Source organism: Pelagibius sp. 7325 (genome assembly GCF_037652055.1).
Classification (GTDB): Bacteria; Pseudomonadota; Alphaproteobacteria; order Kiloniellales; family Kiloniellaceae; genus Pelagibius.
The window spans coordinates 146,252-165,149 of the sequence record NZ_JBBKAH010000009.1 but is presented as its reverse complement, the minus strand read 5'-3'; the positions used below and the strand labels follow the sequence as shown (position 1 = coordinate 165,149).

Here is an 18,898-nt window from a genome sequence, read left to right as displayed (position 1 = left end):
ATGGTCCGGGGCTTTTTGATTTGGGTGAGCGGGTGCGGTGAACGGACCCAGGTTCGTGTCGGCGTCAGCAGGACGCCGGCGACGCGGAGCGCAGCGAAGCGCCCGCCGAGTTGGCGAGGCGGGCGGCGGTCAGCAGACCGCCGTCTAACCCACCCCCTCCGCCACATCAGAAAGCCCAGGCATTTCCCATTGCAAGATCAGCCAGCCGGCTTTTTCACCTTGCCGACAGACTGGAGTGAACGAAAACCCTCGGAAGACCTTGGGAACGTTGCAGGGAACACTAAGTCTTGCCTGTAGAGGTCACCGAGAGGGTTTCGCTATGAGATATGCTCTTCTGCAGCACTGCATCGGGCCCGCCGTCCTTGCCCTGGCCATCGCCGCGCTTCCTGCCACCTCGGCAGCCCAAACGGAGAAGTTCGCGGAGGCGACGGCGGAACGCCTCGCGGAACTGCGGATCAGCGATTCCGAGGTGCGGTCGATCGACTACAAGATCAAACGGAACATGACCGACAAGGCCGGGCCGCCCATTCGCGGCGCAAGGGCCTGGATCCGCCTCAACGGCTGCAGCGGGTGGCTGGTGATTGATATGAACCGTGCCGCCTACGTCAATCAGACCTATACCCGCGGCGACTGCCGGGTGGACGGCGTCCCCGCCTATTAGGCGTTTCGATAGGAACGCTCCATAGAGGCAGCGCCCCTCAATACAGCTCCTTCGGCATCGCCATGAAGATGAAGTCTTCGACACGCTGCCAGAAGCTGCGGGCCGGCTGCCAGCGCCAAACCTCGTCGTCGATGGTCCACAGCATTTGGCCGTCGGGCGCCAGGCTCACCTGCCAGGCGTTCTCCGGCTGCATGTCGCGCGCGATGGCGCTCTGCAGGTCGGCGGCGAGGCCGGTGCTCTCGACGATGACGCCCATCTCGCTGTTGATCCGCCACGAGCGCGGATCGAAGTTCATCGAGCCGATGAAGGCGCGTTTGCCGTCCACCACCACGGCCTTGGTGTGCAGCCCCATAAACTCGGCGGTCACCGGCGGCGTGTCGACCAGCAGCGGCTGGATGGCGGCATCGGGCCGCATCTCGTAGAGCTCGACACCGGCCTGCAGCAGGTCGCGGCGCCACAGCTTGTAATGCGCGTTCACGGCAGGCACATCGTGCGAGGCCAGGGAGTTCGTGAGGATGCGATAGCGCACGCCGCGCGCCGTCTGCGACTTCAGCCATTCGATCGTCGGTTCGCCCGGAATGATGTAGGCGTTGGTGATGAGGACCTCGTGCTCAGCGCTCTCCAGCAGCTCGCGGATCGCGTGCGGCATCAGGTGGTCGACGCCGTCCTCCTCCGGGCTGTCGGTGTAAACGCGGCTGGTGCCCGTGCGCAGCGCGTCCGGCAGCTCGGCGAGCTCGACCTGCCAGTCACGCGCTTCGATCGCGAAGTGCGACAGTACGGGTGAGGCGTCGAGCCGCCGCGTGACCAGCGCAACGCCCGCCTCCAGGTCCTCAGGTGTCGCCTCCAGGCCGAGGGCCCCGGCCGGGGCGACCAGTTCGCTGTTCCAGAAGCGGTCGAACACGCCCGAGGCCTGGCGAGCCACCGGGCCGATCCCGAGGGTATCCAAATCGTGGAAATTGAACTCGGGCGACAGCCCGAAGTACTCATTGCCGATGTTGCGCCCGCCGATCACCGCGGCGCGGTTGTCGGCGATCATCAGCTTGTTGTGCATGCGCTGGTTGACGCGTTCGATGTGAAGCACGGACTCGAAAACCCGCCCCACAAGACTGCGCGCGCGCCAGGGATTGAACAACCGGATCTCGATGTTCGGATGGGCGTCGATGACCGCGGCGGCACCGTCGCGCAGCTTCGGGTTTGTCGCATCGGCCAGCATGGTGCTTAGGTCGTCAACGATGATGCGCACCCGCACACCGCGGTCCGCCGCCATGATGACGCGCTTGATCAAAAGCGCGCCGGCCTCGTCGCCCCACCAGACGTAGTATTGCAGGTCGAGGCTGTGGCGCGCGGAATCGATCAGCGCCAGGCGCCAGCGCAGGCCTTCTTCGTTGGATGCGAGCAGGCGGAAACCGGAGACGTCGGGGCCGACGGGCATCGCGAAGGACTTTTCAACCGATGCGAGCAGTCCGTCCGGCTGCGGTGCCAGCGCGAATTCCTCCGGTCCCTGCGGCAGTTCTGCCGGCAGGGTGGCGCAGGCGGCCAGAAAAAGCACCAGCCCACAGGCCGAAAGCAGCCGCAACATGACGAAATCGCCCCCGCGATTGATTTCCAGCCGCAAGTGTTCGGCGACGGCCGGCGAGAATCAACCCTGCAAGTGCGTCCGCGTTCCGCAAACCGCCAAACTTCAGGGATGGCGGCAGAGGCGCAGGTCAGCTGGACGGGCACTCCAGCGCCTTCACCAGCTCGCCGTTCTGGTAGCAGTCGCGGCGTCCGGGGATCTGGGTGCCGTCGTAGACCGTCGGATGGATGATCATCCAGCCATGCAGCTGGCCGTCCTTCATCCGGTTTTCCTGCAGCAACTCAGTTCCTTGCCAGGTTCGCGTGTAAGTAAGCCGGGTGTCGAGATGCTCGGCGACCGTCGTCGTATAGGTGCCGATCGTGGGGTTGCGCCCGAAGCTCACCGTGTAGCGCGGCGTTCCATCCGCCTTGGGCACGAGGTACGTGTAGTTCGCGGAGGGCGCGTCGCGGATCTCGTTGAGGTAGTCCCAGTCCTGGATGTTCTCGGCCAGCTGCCCATCGCCGGTCTCCTTGAACTGGGCGGAACGGATGATGCTGATGATCGTCTGCTCACCGCGCCGCTGCCCCTCGGCCCAGGTCGCTTCGATCCGACTGACCGTGTCGGAGACCGTCACGGTGCTGTAACCCTCGCCGCGGTAGCGCGAGATGTCGCGGGTGGTGCCGACGATGACCGCCGGGCCTTGCGGCCCGTTCTCCCCGCAGAAGCCGGACAGCGACACCACCCGAACCGCGTCCGGATCGGAGATGCCTGTGTAGCCGGGGACCTTTGCGGCAATATCCAGCTGTATCTTCTGATAGGCCTCGTAACTCATGCCCTTCATCACCGTGAACGCGGTCGCCTTGCTGACCGGACAGGGCCGACCCTGGTCCAGGCCCAGCCGGTCGGCATCGACACCGATGACCGCGTAGCGGGCCTCGAAGTCCTTCACCACGGCCTGCAGCTGCGGGTCCGAGAACTGCGGGTTGCCCTGGGCGGCATAGCGTTCGGCGCGCGCCCGCGCAGCGCTTTCGGCCATGCCCTCACCCATCGACTGACAGGCGCCCAGAACGAAGACGGCGCAAAGCAGGGCGCTGCCCGCGAGCAAGGCGCGGCATCGGGTATTCATGTTTTCACTCCGTAGGAAAGCATCGATGTCTTGGGATTACTTCTCGGCACATTGGGCGTTGCCGCAGGCCTGCTGGCAGCGCTGGCCCGCCGCGGCGAAGTCGCCGATCAGGTTGCAGGAATAAACCCTGGCGAAATTCTTCATCGCCTCACCGCAAGCGGCCTGGCGGTAGCTGATCGGGATGGAATAGCTGGCTCCGCTGGGACAGGAAAAGCTGTAGCTCTCGCTCCTGGCCGGTCCGGCGCCGCCGGCGGAAGCGGACACCCCAGGGGATGCGGGAGCGGGCGTGGGTGCCGGGACAGCGGCACCCCCACCTCCACTCCCACTATTGCCGGCAGCGCCGACAGTGCCGCCAGCGCCGGCGCCGTTGCCCTGCATCAGGTTCGCGAGCATGCCGTTGAGGCCCGGCGCCTGGAAGTCCATGCCGCCGGAGAACAGCGACTCGCCGCCGGTCGCCCCCTGCATCGCGCCCATGAAGCTGCTCATCAGGGCGGTGCCGTCGCCGCCGCCCATCACATCACTGACGAAAGCCTGGCCGAGTTGCATCTTGTCGAGGCCCGGCAGGTCGGCGCCGCCGATAACCGCCGCGCCCAGGCCGAGGGCCAGGGCCTGGCCGAAGCTGAAGCCACCGTTTGCGGCCGCCTCGGCTTGCTGGCGACGGTAGGCGTCGGCGGCGCGGGCGTGGTGCCGCTCGAAGTCCGCCAGGTACTCCGGCGTCGCCTTGACGAAGCGCAGGGCAAAGCCGGCCACGGCGTCCTCGGCGATATAGATGCCGGTCTCCGCCTTGCCGTCCGGCGTCAGCTTCTTGCCGACCACGACGAAGCTGCCCTTGGGGAAGACGAAGGCGACGTCGGTCTGCGTCGGCTGGCCGAAATAGGTGAAGGTGCCGACGTAGGCCGCCTGGCCCGGCATCGCGTAGACGCCCTTGTCGTAGGTCACCAGGTCTTCGCCGATGTAGACATGGTGCGTGCGCTTGAAGCTGCCCTCGAAGTAGGGGTCCAGTGCGGCGGGGGCTACGGGGTCGTCGCGCACCTGGATGCCCTGGAGGGGGATGCCGGAGCGCAGCACGCGCGCGTAGTCTTCGTCGGCGATGGTCGCGGCGGGCGTCGGCGACAGGAAGCCAGCGGCTGGGTCGGCCGGTGCAGCGGCCTTCAGCCCGTCGGCCTGGTTCAGCAGGCGCAGGGCGTCCGCCGCCATCCCTGCCTTCTTGCCGTCATCCGGCGAGTCGGCTCGCGCTAACGAGGAAACAGAAAGAAAGACAATCGCAATGAGACAGCCGGCGCAACGCGCGGCGCGGCGAGACAAAAACACCCCTGAAAGCCCCTTCCGGTATTCAGCCCGCGGCTGGCCCGGCCGCGGCAATTCCCACACTGCAGGTTATGCCGCACGGCGCGCGATACGTCGACCCCCAGATGGGGACAGGATCGCCGGTCCGTTACTTGCGCACAAACAACATTCCGAACCGGCCGGCCCCTCTCTTTAAGTCGCCTTAATGACACTTGACCTCAACCCCCGGTTCGGTGCGCCTGTTGGGAGGCGGTGCAACCGATGGGGCGCAGGATGGATCAGACATTTTCGCAATCTGAGAGTGACCTGTCGCGGGTGGCGCGCGAGCGGGATTTTCATAACTCCCGTTTCGAGCATGACGACCGCGATGCCCAGCTGAAGTACTATGACGCCATCGGTGACTGTTTCCGCGCCTACGGGGCGCGGGTGCACGAACTCGCTGCCGATGCCGACATCCTGGAATACGGGTGTGGCTATGGCGACAACGCCCTGCGTCTTGCGCCGCGTGCCCGCACTGCCTGTGGAATCGATATCTCCGATGTCGCGATCGGGCGCGGCCGCCTTCGGGCGGCGGACAACGGCCTCAGCAATGTCCGTCTCGAAGCCATGAACGCGGAGGCGATGACCTTCCCGGACGACACCTTCGATCTGGTCTTCGGCAGCGGTATCCTGCACCACCTCGACGTCGAGCGCGCCTTTGGGGAAATCAATCGCGTCCTGCGGCCGGGCGGGCGCGCCGTGTTTGTCGAACCGCTGGGACACAACCCCGCCATCGGACTGTACCGGCGCCTGACCCCCGGGGCCCGCACCCCCGACGAGCACCCTCTGCTGAAATCGGATTTTGACCGCTTCGATGCGGCCTTCGGCGCGAGCGACTGCCGCTTCTACGGGCTGACGACCCTGGCGGCCGTTCCCTTCCGAAACAGCCGGGCGAAGGGTCCGTTACTCGCCGTGACGCGCAGCATCGACAAAGCGCTCTTCACCCTGCCCGCTTGCCGCTGGTGGGCTTGGTACGCCCTGATGGAGGCAACCAAGGTCGCCAAGGCCTGAAGCCGCAGCACCCGTCTGCAAGCGGGGGCCGGAAGCGGTGAGGCTCCTTAACCCGCCGGCGCGTGGGCGATGCCGATCAGCATGGTGACGTCGCCCGCCTCGTCCTGGAGCGGCGCCAGGATCACCTCGTAGTGCAGGTGGTCGCGGCCCTGCCAGTGCAGGGTCTCGTGGCGCACCCAGACTTTGCCGGCCGCCGCGTCATGGTATTGCTGCCACAGCACCCGGTAGGCCTCACGGTCGGGGAACATCTCGCTGAGCCGGCGTCCGGTATGCTCGCCCTCGATCTCCACGATCGCGGTCCCGACCAGGCGGAATCGGAAGTCCTGCGTCCCCCCCTCTTCCACCACGTCCAGCATGAAAATGTAGGGCAGCAGCCTGAGGATGTCCTCCGGCGCGATGTCGGCACGCGCGGGAAAGCCGCCGCCCGCCTCCGGCAGCGGACACTTGTCGTGCCAATAAGCTAGAAACTCGCGGCCGAGAGGCGAAATCGGCGCCTCCGCCTCAAGCCAGGCCCGCGCGTCAGTGCGCCGCATTTCCTCGCCGGGCACCTCAGCCATGCGGGTGGGCCCTTCGGGGGCGTTTGGCCAAGACAGACTCCCACAGCTTCACTAAAGACCTGCTCGTCGGCTTGTTTAGTCCCGCTTCGGCAAAGTATCACAGCCGCGCCCCAGGCTTGGCAAGAGGACCAAAGAACGGCGCTTTCCGCCCTCTTGCCGGCGCATACCGCCCGAAATCGACCCTACAGATTGTGGTAAGAGGCTTTAAAGCCGGCTACAGGTTCCCCTACAGTTGGCCTTTCGGCGGCCGCGTCGGCAGCAGCACGGCGGCGCCTTTGCAGGAGCAGGCATGACACCGACTTTGCATTTCAGCCGTGAGGAGTTCGCGGCCCGCGCCGACAAGACCCGCCAGGCCATGGAGAAGGCCGGCCTGGACGCCCTGATCGTCAGCGACCCTTCCAACATGGCGTGGCTGACCGGCTATGACGGCTGGTCGTTCTACGTCCACCAGGCCGTGGTCCTGCCGAGCGACGACGCACCGGTCTGGTTTGGCCGCCAGCAGGACGCCAACGGGGCCAAGCGCACCGCCTGGATCCCGCCCGAGCGCATCGAGAGCTACCCCGACCACTACGTGCAGTCCACCGAGCGCCACCCCATGCAGGTGCTGGCCGAAATCATCCGCCGGCGCGGCTGGGACAAGCGGCGCATCGGCGTCGAAATGGACAACTACTATTTCAGCGCCAAGGCTTTCGCGGTGCTGCAGCAGGAACTGCCCAACGCCAGCTTCCACGACGCCACTGCCCTGGTGAACTGGCAGCGCGCGGTGAAGTCGCCGCAGGAACTGGCCTACATGGAGAAGGCCGCGCGCATCGTCGAGCGCATGCACGACCGCATCTTCGAAACCATCGAACCGGGCATGCGCAAGAACGCCCTGGTGGCGGAGATTCTGCATGCCGGCGCCCTGGGCACCGAGGACGCCGGCGGCGACTACGCCGCCATCGTGCCGCTGCTCCCCTCGGGCTCCGATGCAGCCGCCCCTCACCTGACCTGGGACGACCGCCCGATGAAGTCCGGTGAGGGCACCTTCTTCGAAATCGCCGGCTGCTACCGGCGCTACCACTGTCCGCTGTCGCGTACCGTCTTCCTGGGCAAGCCGTCACAGCAGTTCGTCGAGGCCGAGAAGGCGGTGCTGGAGGGCATGGAGGCGGGCCTTGCCGAGGCGCGCCCCGGCCGGGCCTGCGAGGATATCGCCAAGGCGTTCTTCGCCGTCCTGGCCCGCTACGGTATCGCCAAGGACAACCGCACCGGCTACTCCATCGGGCTCAGCTATCCGCCGGACTGGGGCGAACGCACCATGAGCCTGCGCGGCGGTGATACCACCGAACTGCGGCCGGGCATGACCTTCCACTTCATGACCGGCCTGTGGCTCGACGACTGGGGTTTCGAGACCACCGAGAGCATCGTCATCACTGAAAACGGCGCCCGCTGCCTTGCCGAGGTGCCGCGCAAACTCTTCGTCAAGGACTAGCAATGGCCGTCAATCCGATCTCCTGCGCCCTCGATTTCGACCAGGACGGCGTCCAGCACGGCCACCTGAAGCTGCCCTACTCGCGCGACGATTCCGCCTGGGGCGCCATCCTCATCCCGATCACCGTGATCAAGAACGGCGACGGGCCGACGGCGCTGTTCGCCGGCGGCAACCACGGCGACGAGTACGAAGGGCCGATCGCCCTGCTCGACCTGGCCCGCACCCTGGAGCCCTCCGAGATCACCGGCCGCGTCATCCTGCTGCCGATGATGAATTATCCGGCGGTGCGCGCGGGACGGCGTACCTCGCCCATCGACGGCGGCAACCTGAACCGCCTGTTTCCCGGCAAGCCGGACGGCACCATCACCCAGAAGATCGCCGACTACGTCACCGCGACCCTGCTGCCGCAGGCCGACGTCGTGGTCGACCTGCATTCCGGCGGCAAGACCCTGGAGTTCGTGCCCTACGCGGCCTGCCACCGCCTGCCGCAGGATCCGGCGCTGGAGACACGCTGCGCGGCGGCCATGCAGGCCTTCAACGCGCCCTACTCGATGGTGATGCTGGAACTGGATGCCGTCGGCATGTTCGACACCGAGGCGGAAGCGCGCGGCAAGCTGTTCGTCACCACCGAGTTGGGCGGCGGCGGCAGCACGACGCCGCACACCGTCGAGGTCGCCAAGCGCGGCCTGCGCAACGTGCTGCACCACGTCGGCATCCTGCCGGGCGCCGTGGAGATGCGGCCGAGCGTGCAGCTCGACATGCCGGACGAGCGCTGCTTCGTCACCTCCGAGCATGCCGGTATCCTGGAATTCATGGTGGATCTGGGCGACAGCGTCACCGAGGGCGACCTCATCGCCCGCGTCTACGACACCGAGCGCAGCGGCTGGCGGCCAGTTGAGTACACCGCCTACCGCGACGGCGTGGTGGCGGGCCGGCACTATCCCGGCCTGGTGCAGAGCGGCGACACTCTCGCGGTGATCGCAGTATCGGGGGCGTAGTCGGTTGCCCTTTGAGAACGCTTTGCCTCGCCCTTCGAGACGGCCCCTCCGGGGCCTCCTCAGGGTGAAGCAATACTAGAGCCTCATGGTGAGGAGAAGCGCAGCGCCGTCTCGAACCATGACTGCCTACTCCGCCGCCGTCACCGCCTTGGCGTGTTTCTCTCGTGCGGCGGCCTCGCGCTGGGCCTTGGCGACGGCGGCCTTGGCGGACTCGGTGAGGGCGAACATTTCCAGTTCCTCCGCCTCGCCGTGGTCGACGACGGGGGTCAGCGCCTGGTCGGTGTAGCGCTGCGTTGCCGGATCGCGCTTGATGATCTGGCACTTCACCCAAAGCCTGAGCGCGAACCAGGCGAAGGGACCGTAGGTGGCGGCGATCTCCCACAGCCGGCGTGCATAGAACGGCAGTGGCGCTTCCAGCGGCAGGCCCGACCGGCGCTGGGTCCGCACCTTGCGGCGGAAATAGCCGCCCTGCAGCGGATGCACCTTCTCGTAACGGATACAGCCGGCGAACTGCAGCGCGTGCGCCCAGATGCGCTCCGGCTTGTTGCCGCTCACCACCATGCGCCTCATCAGCGTCTCGAGGTGATCTTCGGAATAGTAGAGCTCCCAGGCCGCGTCGTAGATTCCCTGCCACTCCGCCTTCGACATCAGCGCATGACCGGTGCAGACGTGCTCCAGGTCGTAGATGTTCATATCCGGGTCCATCGGCACCTGCTTCAAGGTGAGGTTCTTGTGGTCCTCCGAGCCCGGCAAGGGTGTCAGACAGAAGAACTCAAGGATGTCGATGGGCAGTTCCCTTTTGATCACCTCGATGTCGTGGGCGATCTTCTCCGGCGTGTCGGCCGGAAAGCCCAGGATGTAGCCGGCATAGGTGAGGATCTGGTGATTGCGCCACTCCTGCAGCATGGCGCGGTACTCGGTGATGCGGTTCTGCCGCTTCTTGGCGGCCATCAGGTTGTCGGGATTGATGTTCTCCAGGCCGATGAAGACCCGCGCCACACCGGCCCGCTTGGCCTTGGGGATGAAGTTTTGGATTTTGTGACAGAGGGTGTCGACCTGGATGATGATGGAGAACGGCCGGCCGGTCTCCTCCTTCAGGTCCCCCAGACGATCGAAGATCGCCTCCCAGTTCTTGTTGCGGGCGAAGTTGTCGTCGGTGATGAAGAAGCGGTTGATGCCCTGGGCGATGTTGGCGCGCACCAGGCGTTCGACATCGTCGGCGGTGCGGAAACGCGACTTCCGGCCCTGCACGTTGATGATGGTGCAGAAGCTGCACTGGAACGGGCAGCCGCGCCCGGCATCGAAGCAGGCGACCGAGCCGCCGTAGCGCCGCACCATCGCTTCGGGCAGGTAGGGCGTCGGCTGGTCGTCGAGCCCAGGCAGATCGCTCATGTAATTGTAGAGGGGCTTCAGGCGGCCGTAGAGGGCGTCGTGGTAGAACTCGTGCAACCGCCCCTCGCCCTCCCCGGCATAGAGGGTAATGCCGAGATCGAGCGCCTCCTGCAGGTCGGGCGGCAACTCCGGCAGCATGGCGATGCAGCCGCTGGCGTGGAAGCCGCCGATGGCAACCTGCAGGCCCGCAGCGCGGAACCGGCGGGCCAGGTCCATGGCGCGCGGGAACTGGTTCGATTGCACGCCGACCAGGCAGACCACCCCGGTGGTCCCGGGCGCCTGCAGGCGGGCGATGATGTCCTCGACCGGAATGATGGTGTTGGTCTCGTCGTAGCCGTTCAGCACGACCTCGACGTCCTCGCCCAGCAGCTTCCGGTCGATGACGTCCAGGGTGATGCCGTAAAGGCTGGAGAGCGTGTTCGACGGAACCCAGGCCTTGGCCCACTGAATCACGTAGCCGTCGTCGTCATAGTGCGACGGCTTGATAAGCTCGATCCCGAACCGCTTTTTGCGCCCGTTGGCCGTCATTGACGTCCCCCCAAGCAGGCCATAATCAAAAAGCGTAGCGGCTTTGGCGCCGCGGTGCCAAGAGAAACCGGGGAATCAGCGCAGAATCGCGCTTAATCGCGGTTGAATAACCCCCAAGAGGGCCATCACAGCGGCAATTTAGATAGAGAACGAACGAGAATGGGCCCCGGCGGCGGGATTCCGACGCCCGAGGCCCTTCAAGTTCCGGCCGCGCCGGGGGTTACTTCACGGTAATGGTGATTTTCGGCGACATGACCGGCGGATTGTGCGGGATATGGCTCCAGTCGCCCAACACCAGCTGCAAGGTGTGGGTCCCCGGCGTCAGCTCGATGGTGGTCTCGGTCTGGCCGCCGCCGAAGTGCTTGTGGTGGTCGTCGGCGGGGATCGGCTCGTCCAGCGCCGCGCCGGAGAGCACTTCGGTGTCGATCAGCAGGTGGTGGTGGCCGGTGTTCGCCTTGTCCTCCACCCCGGCCGGCGCGACGCCCATGCCCTTGAGGCCGAAGCGCACGGTGACCGGCGAAGTGACCGTCGCACCGTCCTGCGGCGAAATGAAATAGAGCTCAGCGCCGGCCGGTGCCGGGGTCTCACCGGCCAGGGCGGCACCGGCCAGGGTGGCACCGGCAACGAGCACGAAACCGGCGGCCAGAATTGCTGCACGCATCTTTGTACGCTCCCTCGATCTTCTTGAATTAATTCGATCTTCACTTAGACCAAAGATCCGGGAATGCAAGCTGCCGTGCACCGGCTCCCCTAAATCGCGGTCAACGGCCCATAGGTCTCAGGCCGGCGGTCACGGAAGAACTGCCAGAGATTGCGGACCTCGCGCACCTTGTCCATGTCCATGTCGGCGGTCACCAACTCGTCCTTGTCCGCGCTGGCCTCGACCAGGAACTCGCCGCGCGGACTCACCACATAGCTGGAGCCGTAGAACTTGCCGATGTTCCACGGCGCCTCCGTGCCGACCCGGTTCACCGCCCCGATGTAACAGCCGTTCGCCACCGCCGAGGCCGGCTGCTCCAGCTTCCAGAGATACTGGCTGAGGCCCGCCACCGTGGCCGAGGGATTGACGATATACTCGGCGCCGTTCAAGGCCAGCGCGCGCCAGCCCTCGGGAAAGTGTCGGTCGTAGCAGATGTAGACGCCGAGGCGGCAATAGGCCGTCTCGAACACCGGCCAGCCGGAGTTGCCGGGCTTGAAGAAAAACTTCTCGTAGAAGCCGGCGACCTGCGGGATGTGGGTCTTGCGGTACTTGCCCATGTAGGACCCGTCGGCGTCGATCACCGCGCAGGTGTTGTAGTAGACGCCGGTGATGTCCTCCTCGTAGATCGGCACCACGATGACCATGGAATACTTCCTGGCGTAGTCCTGCATCAGCTTCACCGTCGGCCCGTCGGGGATCTTCTCGGCGGCGGCGTACCACTTGGCGTCCTGGCTGGGGCAGAAGTAGGGCTGGTTGAAGACCTCCTGCAGGCACAGCACCTGCACGCCCTTCTTGCCGGCTTCGTCGATCAGCGGCAGGTGCGCCGCGTTCATCTTGTCGCGGATCGCCTGCGGCTTGTCGCCGGTGTCCGCCTTCAACGCCATCTGGATGAGTCCCGCCCTGACCGTCGCCATGTGTCGTCTCCCCTGTCGGAAGCGTTGTCGGACGCGTTTCGCGTGCTTGCCGAGATTTGACCATTTGGTCAGGATCGCTGGCAAGGGGCTTGTCCCGCCGAAGTCGTTCGTTGGCGTGTAACGCCCGGCGGAAAAGGGCTTCGCGCCCGAAAAGCGGACTCGCTTCGCTCCGCGACATCGTGCAAAATTGACCAAATGGACAAGTTTCAGATCCGAAAAGCGTGTAACAGGGAAGCAGGAGGGACAGGCATCATGGCGATCCTCATCAGGGGCGGCACCGTCGTCACCGCGGACCATTCCTTTCGGGCCGACGTGCTGACGCAGGACGACAAGATCGTCGCCATCGGCGAGTCCCTGGAGGCGCCGGCGGGCGCGGAGGTCGTCGACGCCGGCGGCGCCTACGTGCTGCCGGGCGGCATCGATCCGCACACCCACATGGAGTTGCCCTTCATGGGCACCGTCGCCTCGGAAGACTTCTACTCCGGCACCTCGGCGGGCATGGTCGGCGGCACCACCATGATCATCGACTTCGTCATCCCGAGCCCCAAGCAGGACGTCATGGAGGCCTACCGCACCTGGCGCGGCTGGGCCGAGAAGGCCGCCGGCGACTATTCCTTCCACGTCGCCATCACCTGGTGGGACGAGACGGTGAAAGCCGCCATGGAGACGCTGACGACGGAATGCGGCGTCAACTCCTTCAAGCACTTCATGGCCTACAAGGGCGCCATCATGTGCGACGACGAGGTGCTGGTGAACTCCTTCACCCGCGCGCGCGAGTTGGGCGCCATCTGCACGGTACACGCCGAGAACGGCGAGCTGGTGTTCCACCTGCAGAACGAGATCCTGAAGCGCGGTATCACCGGGCCCGAAGGCCATCCCCTCTCCCGCCCGCCGGAAGTCGAAGGCGAGGCCGCCAACCGCGCGATCCGGGTCGCCCAGGTCTTGGACGTGCCGCTCTACATCGTCCACAACTCCTGCATGGAATCGCTGCAGGCGATCACCCGCGCGCGCAACGAGGGCCAGCGCGTCTTCGGCGAGGTGCTGGCCGGCCACCTGCTGGTGAACGACGAAGTCTACCGCAGCAAGGACTGGGACTACGCGGCGGCCCACGTGATGAGCCCGCCGTTCCGCTCCAAGGAGCACCAGGAGGCGCTGTGGCGCGGCCTGCAGGCGGGCATGCTGCAGACCACGGCGACCGATCACTGCTGCTTCTGCGCGCCGCAGAAGCGCATGGGCCACAACAACTTCACGCAGATTCCCAACGGCACGGGCGGGGTCGAGGACCGCATGCACGTCCTCTGGCACCACGGCGTCAACTCCGGGCGTCTGACGATGAACGAGTTCGTCGCCATCACCTCAACCAACGCGGCCAAGATCTTCAATATCTATCCGCGCAAGGGCTCCATCTCGATCGGCGCCGATGCCGACATCGCGATCTGGGATCCGGAGAAAGAACGCACGATCTCCAAGGACACGCACCATCAGAACGTGGACTTCAACATCTTCGAGGGAATGACCGTCAAGGGCATCAACACCATCACGATCAGCCAGGGCAAGGTGGTCTACCAGGACGGCGACGTCCGCACCGTGAAGGGCGCCGGCCGCTACGTCGACCGTCCGACCTTCCCGTCCTACTACCAGGCCATAAACCGCCAGCACGAGGCCAAAGCCCCGGTGGCGGTCGATCGGATGTAGCTGAAACAACCAGTCAGAACAGGGAGTACAGGGGGCATGACGTCTCTCAACGAGGGGAATGGGTTCGCTTTGCGCCGCCGCGGCATGCTGAAGGCGGCCGCGCTGGCGCTCGCCGCATGCGCTTTCGTCGGACTCTCCGGCGAAGCGGCTGTCGCGCAGCAGAAGATCAAGGTCGCCGGCATCTACACCGTGCCGATCCAGCAGAAATGGGTCGGCACGCTGCACCGGGCGCTGACCGCGGCCGAGGAGCGCGGCGAGATCGAGTACAGCTTCTCCGAGAAGGTCTCCAACACCGACTACGTCCGCGTCATGCGCGAGTACGCCGAAGGCGGCGTCGACCTGGTCGTCGGCGAAGCCTTCGGCGTCGCCCGCGAAGCCCGCAAGGTGGCCGACGACTACCCGGAGGTCGCCTTCCTGATGGGCGATTCCGGTGGTCCGCACGGCTCCAACTTCGCGGTCTTCGACAATTGGATCCACGAGCCCTGCTACCTGATGGGCGTCGTCGCCGGCTCGATGACCAAGACCAACAAGATCGGCATGGTCGGCGGTCACGCCATCGGCGAGGTGAACCGCCTGTTCCACGCCTTCATGGCGGGCGCCAAGTCAGTGAACCCCGATGTCGAGTTCAAGGTGGCCTTCATCGGCTCCTGGTACGACCCGCCGAAGGCCAAGGAGTTCGCCTTCGCGCAGATCGAGTCCGGCGTCGACGTGATCTACGCCGAGCGCGCCGGCGTGGTCGATGCCGCCCGTGAGAAGGGCATCCTCGCCTTCGGCAACGTGAACGACATGAACAAGCTGGAGAACGGCACAGACGTGGTGGTCGCCTCCGCGCTCTGGCACATGGAGCCGGCGATCGACTACGCCATCGAACAGGTCAAGGCCGGCACCTTCAAGGCCGAGGACTACAAGGAATGGACGATGATGAAGGCCGGCGGCGCCTCGCTGTCGCCCTTCTATGAGTTCGACGGCAAGATCCCGGCGGAGACCAAGGCCAAGATCGAGGCCCTCGGTCAGCAGATCAAGGCCGGCGACCTGGTGGTCGAGATCAACGACGAAGAGCCGAAGTCGACATTCTGATCGCATAGGTTTCCGGACCCCCGGTTGTCATCCCGGACAAGCGAGCGTCCCAGAAGCGTTACCGGGAGAGCGCGATCCGGGATCCATGGCAGGGCTTGGCGCCCGCCCCCTGCCATGGACCCTCGGGTCCAGCCCGAGGGTGACAGTTGAGGGGTGGCGCCGTCGGTGCGATGATCCGGCCGTCTATGCCTGCGGGGGAACACTGGCGATGCCAGAAGTCGATGAACCAGCGCGTGCCGGCGGCGGCGCACCGGTCGTGCTGCGTCTGGACGGGATCACCAAGCGCTTCGGCGGGCTGACCGCCAACGACGCCATCTCGCTGGCGCTGAAGTCCGGCGAGATCCTCGCCCTGCTGGGAGAGAACGGTGCCGGCAAGACCACCCTGATGTCGATTCTCTTCGGCCACTACGTCGCCGACGAAGGGACCATCGAGGCCTTCGGCAGGCGCCTGCCGGCCGGCTCGCCCAAGGCGGCGATCACCGCCGGCATCGGCATGGTCCACCAGCACTTCACTCTCGGCGAGAACCTCTCCGTGCTCGACAATATCGTGCTCGGCACCGAATCGCTGTGGAAGCCGACGCAGGGCCGCGCCGAGGCGCGCGAGAAGGTTGAACACCTCGCCCGACACTTCGGCCTCGCCGTCGATCCCCGGAAGCTGGTGCGGGACCTCTCGGTCGGCGAGCGCCAGCGGGTCGAGATCCTGAAGGCGCTCTATCGCGGCGCCCGCATCCTGATCCTCGACGAGCCGACCGCGGTGCTGGCGCCCAAGGAGGTCGAATCCCTCTTTGCCACCCTCAAGGCCATGGTGGCCGAGGGACTTTCCATCATCTTCATCTCCCACAAGCTGAACGAGGTGATGGCGGTCGCCGACCGCGTCGCCGTGCTGCGCCAGGGCAGGCTGGTGGCCGGGATGCCGATCGCCGAGGCGAGCAACGAGAGCCTCGCCCACGCGATGGTCGGCCGCGCCATCGCGCTGCCCCAGCGCGAGCCGCTGGCGCCCGGCGAGATCGTCATGCAGCTGGCCGGGGTGTCGATGGCGGGAGGCGGCGGCCGGACCCCGCTGCAGGACCTTCACCTGCTGCTTTACGGACGCGAGATCCTGGGCATCGCCGGTGTCTCGGGCAACGGCCAGGGCGCGCTGGCGGCGCTGCTCTGCGGCCTGGCGCTGCCCGACGAGGGCAGCTTCGAGCTGCTGGGCGAAACCGTGACGACCACCTCGCCCGCCGGCATGCAGCGCCGCGGTGTCGGCCGCATCCCGGAGGACCGCCACGCCGTGGGCGTGGTCGGCGATCTGCCGGTCGAGGAAAACTTCATCCTGGAAGCCTCCGGCGACCGCCGCTTTTGCGGTCTCGGCATCCTCAAGGGCCGCGTCATCCGCCGCCACGCGCGTGCGCTCATCGAGCGCTTCGACATCCGCGGTGCCGACCCGACGACAACCACCCGGGCGCTGTCCGGCGGCAACATGCAGAAAGTGATCCTCGCCCGCGTGCTGAGCGCCAAGCCCCGCGTGATCCTGGCCAATCAGCCGACCCGCGGCCTCGACGTCGGCGCCGCCGCCAAGGTGCAGCAGCTGCTGTTCGAGGCGCGCGCCGAGGGTGCCGGCATCATCCTGATCTCCGAGGACCTGGAAGAGCTGCTGCAGGTCTCCGACCGCATCGCCGTGCTGTACCAGGGCCGCCTCTCGCAGCCGGTGCCGGCCGAGGAGGCCGACCTCACGGCGCTCGGTCTGCTGATGTCCGGCCACGGCGAGTTCGAGCGTTACCGCCGGGAGGCCGGCCATGCGGCTTGAACCGCGCGCTCACGCTCCCTTCTGGCTGAACCTCACCGCTCCCATCGCCGCCATCGGACTCGCGTTTGCTTTCTGCGCCCTGCTGATCCTGTGGAGCGGCGCACCGATCATCGACTCTTACGCAGCCCTGCTGAGGGGCGCCTTCGGGTCGACCTTCGCGCTCACCGAGACATTGACCCGCGCGGCCCCGCTGATCTTCACCGGCCTCGCCGCCGCGGTCGCCTTCCGCGCCAAGCTGTGGAACATCGGCGGCGAGGGCCAGCTCTACGCCGGCGCGCTGGCCGCCACCTGGGTGGGAACCGGCATGGTCCATCTGCCGCCTTTTCTCATGGTGCCGTTCCTGTTTCTCGTCGGTGCCGTCGCCGGGGGCCTGCTGCTGCTGCTGCCGGTCATTCTGAAGCTGAAACTGCGCGTCGACGAGGTGGTGACCACCTTGTTGCTGAATTTCGTCGTCATTCTCTTCGCCAACTACCTGCTGTTCGGCCCCTGGAAGGACCCGCTGGCCATGGGCTGGCCGCAGGCGGCGCCGATCATCGACGAAGGGATCCTCGGCACCCTGGTGCCGCGCATGCGCTTGCATTCCGGGCTCATCTGGGCGGTGGCCTTCGCGGTCTTCGCCTGGGCCTTCATTCGCTTCACCCGCTGGGGCTTCCAGATCCGCGCCGTCGGCTACAACCCGGAAGCCGCCGCCTTTGCCGGCATGCCGATCGGCGCCACGGTGCTGCGCACGGCGCTGCTCTCCGGCGGACTCGCCGGCATGGCCGGGGTCTGCGAGCTGGCCGGGGCAAAGGGTTATCTCACCATCGATATCTCGCCGGGCTTCGGCTACACCGGCATCGCCGTGGCCATGCTGGCGGGGTTGCATCCGCTGGGTGTGGTCGCCGCCGCGATCTTCGTCGCCGCCATCTACAACGGTGCCGACGCCATGAGCCGCGCCATGTCGATCTCCAACTACCTGGCCGACGTGCTGACTGCCACGGCCCTGCTGCTGGTGCTGGCGAGCGTGCTCTTCGTGCGCTTCCGGCCCCAGTGGCGCTAGGGCTGCGATAGGAGGGCGGCGGCATGGACATCCTCGAGATCTTCGTCACCCTCGGCTTCTGGGCCGCTCTGGTCCGCATGGCCACCCCGCTCATCTTCGGCACCCTGGGCGAGCTGATCTGCGAGCGTGCGGGCGTGCTGAACCTGGGCATCGAGGGCATCATGACCATGGGCGCCATGGTCGCCTGGTTCTGGGTCTACCAGGGCGGCGACCTCTGGACGGCGGTGCTGGTGGCGGCTGCCGCCGGCGCGCTGTTCGGCCTGCTGCATTCGGTCTTCAGCGTGTACCTGGGTCTGTCGCAGCACGTCACCGGCATCGGCATCACCCTGCTGGCGTCCTCGCTCAGCTACTTCGCCTTCCGCATGCTGCTGCCCAACGTCACCACGCCGCCGAAGATCGACCCCTTCAAGCCTTTCGCGATCCCGCTGCTGTCGGAAATCCCCTACCTCGGCACGGTGCTGTTCACCCAGAGCCCGCTCACCTATCTCGCCTTCGCGCTGGTACCGGTCGTCGGCTACGGCCTCTATCGCACGCCGCTGGGGCTTGCCGTGCGCATGGTCGGCGAGAACCCCCTGGCGGTGGAGGCCCAAGGCATCGACGTGCACAGGCTGAGAACCGCCGCCGTCATGCTGGGCAGCGCCTTCATGGCGGTCGGCGGTGCCTTCCTCACCATCTCGGTGTTCGATGCCTTCTACATCGGCATGATCAACGGGCGCGGCTGGATCTGCGTCGCCCTGGTCATCTTCGCCTCCTGGCGCCCCGGCAAGGCCCTGGCCGGCGCGCTGCTGTTCGCCGCCTTCGAGGCGCTGCAGATCCGCGTGCAGCAGGCGTCGTCCGCCTTCATCCCCTACCAGTTCTTCCTCATGATGCCCTATGTCCTCAGTATCCTCGCCATGATCGTCATGTCGCGCCGCGCGGCCTACCCCAAGGCCCTGCTGGTGCCGTTCAGAAAGGGGGAGCGGTGAGCCGGTTATCCATCCTTCGAGACACCGCTTGCGCGGCTCCTCAGGATGAGGGAGAGGTGACGGAAGAGAGTGAGCCTCACCCTGAGGAGGCCGCGCA

The 18,898-nt window shown here is 66.3% G+C and carries 16 protein-coding genes; 9 read left to right on the top strand and 7 right to left on the bottom strand.

Going from position 1 to position 18,898, the window contains the following annotated elements; translation table 11 throughout:
* Positions 1 to 319: 319 nt before the first annotated feature.
* Positions 320 to 661 carry a hypothetical protein gene (locus WDC82_RS19155; protein WP_340118994.1) on the top strand — a complete coding sequence of 114 codons (342 nt, stop codon included), beginning with the start codon at positions 320 to 322 and terminating at the stop codon, positions 659 to 661.
* Between the two features lie 37 nt (positions 662 to 698).
* On the opposite strand, the gene WDC82_RS19150 is transcribed toward WDC82_RS19155, so the two are convergent.
* From WDC82_RS19150 to WDC82_RS19140, 3 genes are all read right to left on the bottom strand, one after another.
* Positions 699 to 2,240 (bottom strand): phospholipase D family protein, encoded by a 1,542-nt coding sequence (locus tag WDC82_RS19150; protein ID WP_340118993.1) that lies wholly within the window; start codon positions 2,238 to 2,240, stop codon positions 699 to 701.
* A 127-nt stretch (positions 2,241 to 2,367) separates the two neighbouring features.
* Entirely contained in the window at positions 2,368 to 3,342 is a 975-nt protein-coding gene (locus tag WDC82_RS19145) for a hypothetical protein (protein ID WP_340118992.1), read from the bottom strand.
* A 36-nt stretch (positions 3,343 to 3,378) separates the two neighbouring features.
* Entirely contained in the window at positions 3,379 to 4,539 is a 1,161-nt protein-coding gene (locus WDC82_RS19140) for a hypothetical protein (RefSeq protein ID WP_340118991.1), read from the bottom strand.
* A gap of 351 nt (positions 4,540 to 4,890) precedes the next feature.
* On the opposite strand from WDC82_RS19140, the gene WDC82_RS19135 reads away from it, so the two are divergent.
* Positions 4,891 to 5,679: a class I SAM-dependent methyltransferase gene (locus WDC82_RS19135; RefSeq protein WP_340118990.1), complete on the top strand. Its 789-nt coding sequence runs from the start codon at positions 4,891 to 4,893 to the stop codon at positions 5,677 to 5,679.
* A gap of 47 nt (positions 5,680 to 5,726) precedes the next feature.
* Here WDC82_RS19135 and WDC82_RS19130 read toward each other — a convergent pair whose 3' ends face one another.
* Complete coding sequence (locus WDC82_RS19130) at positions 5,727 to 6,236, bottom strand: PAS domain-containing protein (protein WP_340118989.1); 510 nt, start codon at positions 6,234 to 6,236, stop codon at positions 5,727 to 5,729.
* A 289-nt stretch (positions 6,237 to 6,525) separates the two neighbouring features.
* Here WDC82_RS19130 and doeA point away from each other — a divergent pair, with 289 nt between their 5' ends.
* Entirely contained in the window at positions 6,526 to 7,704 is a 1,179-nt protein-coding gene (gene doeA / locus WDC82_RS19125) for an ectoine hydrolase DoeA (RefSeq protein ID WP_340118988.1), read from the top strand.
* 2 nt (positions 7,705 to 7,706) lie between these two features.
* Positions 7,707 to 8,702, top strand: coding sequence for a N(2)-acetyl-L-2,4-diaminobutanoate deacetylase DoeB (gene doeB / locus WDC82_RS19120; protein WP_340118987.1), 996 nt, complete (start codon positions 7,707 to 7,709; stop codon positions 8,700 to 8,702).
* A 126-nt stretch (positions 8,703 to 8,828) separates the two neighbouring features.
* Here doeB and WDC82_RS19115 read toward each other — a convergent pair whose 3' ends face one another.
* From WDC82_RS19115 to WDC82_RS19105, 3 genes are all read right to left on the bottom strand, one after another.
* Positions 8,829 to 10,622: a radical SAM protein gene (locus WDC82_RS19115; protein ID WP_340118986.1), complete on the bottom strand. Its 1,794-nt coding sequence runs from the start codon at positions 10,620 to 10,622 to the stop codon at positions 8,829 to 8,831.
* Between the two features lie 220 nt (positions 10,623 to 10,842).
* Positions 10,843 to 11,283, bottom strand: a complete 441-nt coding sequence (locus tag WDC82_RS19110; RefSeq protein WP_340118985.1) for a DUF4399 domain-containing protein — start codon at positions 11,281 to 11,283, stop codon at positions 10,843 to 10,845.
* Positions 11,284 to 11,372: 89 nt separating this feature from the next.
* On the bottom strand, positions 11,373 to 12,236 hold the full coding sequence (locus WDC82_RS19105; protein WP_340118984.1) for a nitrilase-related carbon-nitrogen hydrolase: 864 nt from the start codon (positions 12,234 to 12,236) through the stop codon (positions 11,373 to 11,375).
* A 252-nt stretch (positions 12,237 to 12,488) separates the two neighbouring features.
* Here WDC82_RS19105 and hydA point away from each other — a divergent pair, with 252 nt between their 5' ends.
* From hydA to WDC82_RS19080, 5 genes are all read left to right on the top strand, one after another.
* Complete coding sequence (gene hydA / locus WDC82_RS19100; protein WP_340118983.1) at positions 12,489 to 13,931, top strand: dihydropyrimidinase; 1,443 nt, start codon at positions 12,489 to 12,491, stop codon at positions 13,929 to 13,931.
* 36 nt (positions 13,932 to 13,967) lie between these two features.
* Complete coding sequence (locus WDC82_RS19095) at positions 13,968 to 15,008, top strand: BMP family protein (protein WP_340118982.1); 1,041 nt, start codon at positions 13,968 to 13,970, stop codon at positions 15,006 to 15,008.
* 208 nt (positions 15,009 to 15,216) lie between these two features.
* A complete protein-coding gene (locus tag WDC82_RS19090; RefSeq protein WP_340118981.1) occupies positions 15,217 to 16,797 on the top strand; it encodes an ABC transporter ATP-binding protein in 1,581 nt (526 codons plus the stop codon).
* Positions 16,787 to 17,836 (top strand): ABC transporter permease, encoded by a 1,050-nt coding sequence (locus WDC82_RS19085; RefSeq protein WP_340118980.1) that lies wholly within the window; start codon positions 16,787 to 16,789, stop codon positions 17,834 to 17,836. Before WDC82_RS19090 ends, WDC82_RS19085 begins: the two co-directional genes overlap by 11 nt.
* Positions 17,837 to 17,859: 23 nt before the next feature.
* Positions 17,860 to 18,801 (top strand): ABC transporter permease, encoded by a 942-nt coding sequence (locus WDC82_RS19080; RefSeq protein WP_340118979.1) that lies wholly within the window; start codon positions 17,860 to 17,862, stop codon positions 18,799 to 18,801.
* The last annotated feature ends 97 nt before the right edge of the window (positions 18,802 to 18,898 follow it).

Bases quoted from the DNA above. Each gene is read 5' to 3' on its own strand.
- doeB (WP_340118987.1), top strand. From the start codon at position 7,707: ATGGCCGTCAATCCGATCTCCTGCGCCCTCGATTTCGACCAGGACGGC.
- WDC82_RS19115 (WP_340118986.1), bottom strand. From the start codon at position 10,622: ATGACGGCCAACGGGCGCAAAAAGCGGTTCGGGATCGAGCTTATCAAG.
- WDC82_RS19110 (WP_340118985.1), bottom strand. From the start codon at position 11,283: ATGCGTGCAGCAATTCTGGCCGCCGGTTTCGTGCTCGTTGCCGGTGCC.
- WDC82_RS19140 (WP_340118991.1), bottom strand. From the start codon at position 4,539: ATGGCGGCGGACGCCCTGCGCCTGCTGAACCAGGCCGACGGGCTGAAG.
- WDC82_RS19090 (WP_340118981.1), top strand. From the start codon at position 15,217: ATGCCAGAAGTCGATGAACCAGCGCGTGCCGGCGGCGGCGCACCGGTC.
- WDC82_RS19085 (WP_340118980.1), top strand. From the start codon at position 16,787: ATGCGGCTTGAACCGCGCGCTCACGCTCCCTTCTGGCTGAACCTCACC.
- WDC82_RS19105 (WP_340118984.1), bottom strand. From the start codon at position 12,236: ATGGCGACGGTCAGGGCGGGACTCATCCAGATGGCGTTGAAGGCGGAC.
- WDC82_RS19080 (WP_340118979.1), top strand. From the start codon at position 17,860: ATGGACATCCTCGAGATCTTCGTCACCCTCGGCTTCTGGGCCGCTCTG.
- doeA (WP_340118988.1), top strand. From the start codon at position 6,526: ATGACACCGACTTTGCATTTCAGCCGTGAGGAGTTCGCGGCCCGCGCC.
- WDC82_RS19095 (WP_340118982.1), top strand. From the start codon at position 13,968: ATGACGTCTCTCAACGAGGGGAATGGGTTCGCTTTGCGCCGCCGCGGC.
- hydA (WP_340118983.1), top strand. From the start codon at position 12,489: ATGGCGATCCTCATCAGGGGCGGCACCGTCGTCACCGCGGACCATTCC.
- WDC82_RS19135 (WP_340118990.1), top strand. From the start codon at position 4,891: ATGGGGCGCAGGATGGATCAGACATTTTCGCAATCTGAGAGTGACCTG.
- WDC82_RS19130 (WP_340118989.1), bottom strand. From the start codon at position 6,236: ATGGCTGAGGTGCCCGGCGAGGAAATGCGGCGCACTGACGCGCGGGCC.
- WDC82_RS19155 (WP_340118994.1), top strand. From the start codon at position 320: ATGAGATATGCTCTTCTGCAGCACTGCATCGGGCCCGCCGTCCTTGCC.
- WDC82_RS19145 (WP_340118992.1), bottom strand. From the start codon at position 3,342: ATGAATACCCGATGCCGCGCCTTGCTCGCGGGCAGCGCCCTGCTTTGC.
- WDC82_RS19150 (WP_340118993.1), bottom strand. From the start codon at position 2,240: ATGTTGCGGCTGCTTTCGGCCTGTGGGCTGGTGCTTTTTCTGGCCGCC.